The 4,845-nt window shown below is 61.5% G+C and carries 6 protein-coding genes; 4 read left to right on the forward strand and 2 right to left on the reverse strand.

Annotated elements, in window-relative coordinates:
* Positions 1-126: 126 nt before the first annotated feature.
* Positions 127-858, reverse strand: coding sequence for an ArsR/SmtB family transcription factor (locus FEM54_RS24835; protein WP_138453468.1), 732 nt, complete (start codon positions 856-858; stop codon positions 127-129).
* Positions 859-932: 74 nt separating this feature from the next.
* Here FEM54_RS24835 and FEM54_RS24840 point away from each other — a divergent pair, with 74 nt between their 5' ends.
* The 3 genes from FEM54_RS24840 to FEM54_RS24850 all read left to right on the forward strand — a co-directional run bounded on the left by FEM54_RS24840 (position 933) and on the right by FEM54_RS24850 (position 2,774).
* Positions 933-2,054, forward strand: coding sequence for a cytochrome P450 (locus FEM54_RS24840; RefSeq protein WP_138453469.1), 1,122 nt, complete (start codon positions 933-935; stop codon positions 2,052-2,054).
* A 115-nt stretch (positions 2,055-2,169) separates the two neighbouring features.
* Positions 2,170-2,358 carry a type II toxin-antitoxin system HicA family toxin gene (locus FEM54_RS24845; RefSeq protein ID WP_138453470.1) on the forward strand — a complete coding sequence of 63 codons (189 nt, stop codon included), beginning with the start codon at positions 2,170-2,172 and terminating at the stop codon, positions 2,356-2,358.
* A gap of 11 nt (positions 2,359-2,369) precedes the next feature.
* Positions 2,370-2,774, forward strand: a complete 405-nt coding sequence (locus FEM54_RS24850; RefSeq protein WP_138453471.1) for a type II toxin-antitoxin system HicB family antitoxin — start codon at positions 2,370-2,372, stop codon at positions 2,772-2,774.
* Here the strand turns inward: FEM54_RS24850 and FEM54_RS24855 are convergent.
* On the reverse strand, positions 2,771-3,967 hold the full coding sequence (locus FEM54_RS24855) for an MFS transporter (protein WP_138453472.1): 1,197 nt from the start codon (positions 3,965-3,967) through the stop codon (positions 2,771-2,773). The two genes, FEM54_RS24850 and FEM54_RS24855, sit on opposite strands and share 4 nt — an antisense overlap.
* A gap of 178 nt (positions 3,968-4,145) precedes the next feature.
* Here FEM54_RS24855 and FEM54_RS24860 point away from each other — a divergent pair, with 178 nt between their 5' ends.
* A complete protein-coding gene (locus FEM54_RS24860; protein WP_017136233.1) occupies positions 4,146-4,760 on the forward strand; it encodes a DUF5666 domain-containing protein in 615 nt (204 codons plus the stop codon).
* Positions 4,761-4,845: the final 85 nt, after the last annotated feature.

The raw sequence follows: 4,845 nt of genomic DNA on the forward strand, positions 1-4,845 counted from the left end.
ATTATTTGAACACCGCATAACCCTGTGGGAGCTGGCTTGCCTGCGATGGCATCAACTCGGTGTGCCTGATGTGCAGAGGTGTCTGCATCGCAGGCAAGCCAGCTCCCACATTTAGACTGTGTTGCATCAGGTAGATAGGCTTTTGCTTTGCACTTGATCTGGCTCTTGCTTCAACCACTCGACTCCAAAGCGCGCTGCAAACGCCTTGCGCCCCTTGGCGGTGACCCCCAGCGCGCGGCTGTCCAGATCCTGAGTCACCCACCCGCGATGGATCACGCATTGCAAAAAACCTGCGCCTAATGCCCCGGCCAAATGCGGGCGGCGCATGCTCCAGTCCAGGCAGGCACAGGCGAAACGCCGACGTTGCGCGCGTAACGCAGGCATATCCAGCCCCAACGCGATCATTGCGGTTTCGCCGGGGGCCGTCAGTGCATAGGTGCCGTCGCCAACCAGCCAACCAGAGGCGATGAAATGGTCGTGCAGGTGCACCGCCAGCGTGCCGGCCATGTGGTCGTAGCAGGTGCGTGCGAGCTGCAGGCGGTTGGGCGTGCTGGGGACAAATGCCTGGGCGGTGTTGCGGCTGATCACCATCAACCCTTCGATGGCCTGGGCCACGTGTGCGCCGGCGAGGCTGTAGTAGCGGTGTCGGCCCTGGGTGTGCAGCTTGAGCAGGCCATCGTCCTTGAGCCTGGCCAAGTGGGCGCTGGCCGTCGAGGTGCTGACGCCGGCAATCACGGCCATCTCGGTACTGGTGCGCGCATGGCCATCCATCAGCGCGCAGAGCATTTTTGTGCGCGCAGGCTCTGCTATCGCACCGGCGATTTGTGAGAGTGCCGCGTCATCATCAAAGGCGTTCATATTTCGTTCCTGAACGAATCATTGCCGCGTGGGAGGGCCGATAGTAACGCTTCTTTAAGCACAGGACGTCCCGGATGACACCGCTGCAAGCCGCTACCCATGTTGATCCCTATCCGTATTACGCAAGCCTGCGTCGCCATGAAGAACTGCTGTTCGATGCCGAGTTGGGGCTGTGGGTCGCCAGCCGCGCCAAGACGGTGGAGGCGGTGCTGACACACCCGGATTGTCGCGTACGCCCGTTGCATGAGCCGGTGCCCAAGGCGCTTGCACAGGGCGCGGCAGGACAGGTTTTTGCGCGGTTGATGCGCATGAACGAAGGCCCGGCGCATCGATGCCCGCGGGCGGCGATTGAACCGGCGTTGGCGGCGGTGGAGGCGTCGGCCATTGCTGAACGGGTCGCTCGGTTGATCGGCAGCGTGCAGACCCTGGATGCGCTGATGTTTACCTTGCCCGTCTCGGTGGTCGCGTCGCTGCTGGGATGCCCGGCGCCACAGCTGGCGTGTGTCGCCGGGCTAACGCGGGCGTTTGTCGCCGGCCTTTCACCGCTGAGCAGTGAAGCGCAGTTGTGCAATGCGCAGGCCGGCGCGTCGCAGTTGCAGCAGATGTTTTGTGCGGTGTTGGAAGAAACAGCGCTGCTGGCTCATATCCGCACTGGCAACTGGGAAAGTGCGCAGGTATTGACGGCCAATTTGATCGGCCTGTTGTCGCAGACCTGCGAAGCCAGCGCCGGGTTGATCGGCAACTCACTGGTGATGCTCGCGCGGCACCCTGAGCGGGTTGCGCAGATTATGCGCACGCCAGCCCTCGCCACGGCGCTGGTGGAGGAGGTGGCGCGTTACGATTCACCGGTGCAAAACACACGGCGATTCGTGGCGGCGCGCTGCACCATCGGCAACCGGGTGTTGGCGGCGGGAGAGAGTGTTTTAGTCCTGCTGGCGTCGGCCAATCGGGACGCTGAGGCCAACCCCAATCCTGATAGCTTCCAGTTGGAGCGCGCGCAACGGCGGCTGTTCAGCTTTGGTATCGGGCGCCATCAGTGCCCAGGCCAACAGATGGCGTTGACGATCGCCGCGCAAGCGCTGTTGGGTTTGTTGCGTCATCAGCCTGCCTTGCTGGCGGACGCTGGCCGGTTCAGCTACTGGCCCTCGCTTAACGGCCGTATCCCCAGGTTCAGTGCCGCGACGCTAAGCCAGTAACTCTTCTGCATTTCAATATTCAGCAAAACACCCGGCAGTCCGACTAACAAAAACTGTGCTTGAGTAAAGATAACTCTAGGGTTACTTTTATTCGGGCCAAGCCAAGGAGGCAGGGGTGCAAAGCAGGTTATTGATCAAGGAGCTGCAAGAGGCGGGTTGGGTGCTGGATCGGGTCACGGGCAGTCATCATGTTTTTACCCACCGCTATAACCCGTACACGATCCCGGTGCCTCCTCCCAAAAAGGACCTGCCTATGGGCACGGTCCGCAGCATCAGAAAGCGCGCCGGGCTGTTTCAGTTTTAAGGAGAGCATGCATGCAATACCCAATGTGTATCGAATGGGGCGATGACTTCACCGCCACCGGTATCCAGATCCCCGATATTCCAGGCGCGGTCACTGCCGGGGACAGTTTTGAAGAGGCGTATAACGCAGCGGTAGAGATCGCCCACATCCTGCTGCAAGAGATCGCGGCCGAAGGCGGGGTGATTCCGATGCCGACGTCAGTGGCCAACCACCATGCCCACGAAATTTACGCAGGCATGGGCTGGGGGATGCTGGAGTTGGATATCTCGCCCTATCTGGGCAAGACCGAAAAGGTCAATGTGACCTTGCCCGGTTATGTCATTCAGCGCATCGACCGCTATGTGCGCGAGCACAAGGTCAAAAGCCGCTCGTCGTTTCTGGCGGATGCGGCGTTGGAGAAGTTGGTGCGTTCTTAAGCGGTAGCCACCTCGGCCTGGCGCGAAGCACCCAGGAACCGCAACAACGCCACCAGCGGGAACGCACTGCCCACCAGCATCACGCCCAGCCAGCCGCCGTGTTCATACACGCTGCTGGCAATCGCCGAGCCGAAGGCGCCGCCGATGAAGATGCTGGTCATGTACAGCGCGTTCAGGCGGCTGCGGCTGTTGGCGTCGAGGGCGTAGATGGTGCGTTGGCCGAGGACCATGTTCATCTGCACGCAGAAGTCCAGGACCACGCCGGTCACCGCCAGGCCGATCACGCTGTACAACGGGTGCACAAAGGCTGGCAGAAAACTCAACGCGGCAAACAGCATGGCCAGCAGTGAAGCGCGGTGCGTGTGCCCGGCATCGGCCAGGCGCCCGGCGATAGGCGCGGCGATCGCGCCCAGGGCGCCGACCAGGGCAAACAGGGCGATTTCGCTTTGGCTCAGGCCGTGGTTACGCGCCAGCTCCAACGGTGCAGCGGTCCAGAACAGGCTGAAGGTGGCGAACATGCAGCCTTGGTAGAAGGCGCGCTGACGCAGTAGCGGTTGCTTGCGCAGCAAGGTGCCCAGCGAGCCCAGCAGTTGGCCGTAACTGGCGCTGTGGTCGGGTTGGCGCTTGGGGATAGTCAGCATCAGCACGGCACTGATAAACACCATCACCGCGGCGGCCGCCATGAACATTGCACGCCAGCCAAAGTGGTCAGCCACCAGGCTGGACACCGGCCGCGCCAGCAGGATGCCCAGCAACAGGCCGCCCATGATGCTGCCGACTACACGGCCTCGGGACTCGGCGGGCGCCAGATGCGCGGCCAGCGGGATAAGAATCTGCACCGAGACGGAACTGAAGCCGATCAGCAACGACACAAGCAGGAACACATTCGGCTGCTCGGCAAACGCCGCACCCAGTAGGCTGGCGATGGCCACCAGGTTGGTGATGATCATCAGCTTGCGGTTTTCCAGCAGGTCGCCCAGCGGCACCAGAAAGAACAGTCCCAGGGCATAGCCGATTTGCGTGAGTGAGACGATCAGGCTCGCCAGTGCCGGGGTCAGGCCGATGTCCGGCGCGATCAACTCGATGATCGGCTGGGCGTAGTAGATGTTGGCAACAATGGCGCCGCAACAGAACGCAAACAGCATCACCATGCCTCGGGTCATGGTGCTTGAAGCGTGTGAGGTAGCGGTCATGGTGTTCTCATTCAAGCGAAGGAAGGTAGCGGGCGAGAGTAAAGACAACGTCTGCGCCGGTGTAGAGCGCGCGCATTGATATCACTCATGCCGCAAATTAATGACTGAATCGTTAACTTTTGGGGCGAGCGCCAATGATACATTCAGGCATAACTGTCGAAACAGGAAATCCACTGCGATGAAAATCACGCTGAACAAGATGCTCCTGGCCTCCACCCTGGCTGCGGCCATGGCCATCGGGCTGGCCAACGCCGCCGAGGCCCCACGGGTCGGCGTACGCGGCGCCATTACTGCGATGGACGGTGACGCGATGCACGTCAAGGTCAACAGTGGCGAAGAGGTTGTGGTGCATCTGACGCCGGCCACCCAGGTACGCGCCGTTACCTTGGCCAAGATCGATGAGATCAAGCCCGGCAGCTACATTGGCTCGGCTGCCATGCCGAACGCCGATGGCACCCTGACTGCGCTGGAAGTCCACGTATTCCCACCGGCCATGGCCGGCACGGGTGACGGGCACCGCGCGTTTGATTTGAAAGAAGGCAGCAGCATGACCAACGGCACGGTTGGCGACCTGGTGGTCAGCAACGGGCGCACCCTGACCGTGAAGTACAAAGGCGGCGAGCAGAAGATTGTGGTGCCGGATGATGTGCCGATCGTGAACCTGGAGCCGGGCGATCGCAGCTTGCTCAAGGCGGGCGTGAAGGTGGTGTTGTTTGCGGCGCAGGGCGCGGATGGGACCATTACGGCCCAGGCGATCTCAGCTGGCAAGGATGGCGTGACACCGCCGATGTAACGGACTCAACACAAAACAAATGTGGGAGCTGGCTTGTGTGGGAGCTGGCTTGCCTGCGATAGCATCCCCTCGGTGTAACTGACAC

The sequence above is a fragment of the Pseudomonas edaphica genome, assembly GCF_005863185.1.
GTDB lineage: Bacteria > Pseudomonadota > Gammaproteobacteria > Pseudomonadales > Pseudomonadaceae > Aquipseudomonas > Aquipseudomonas edaphica.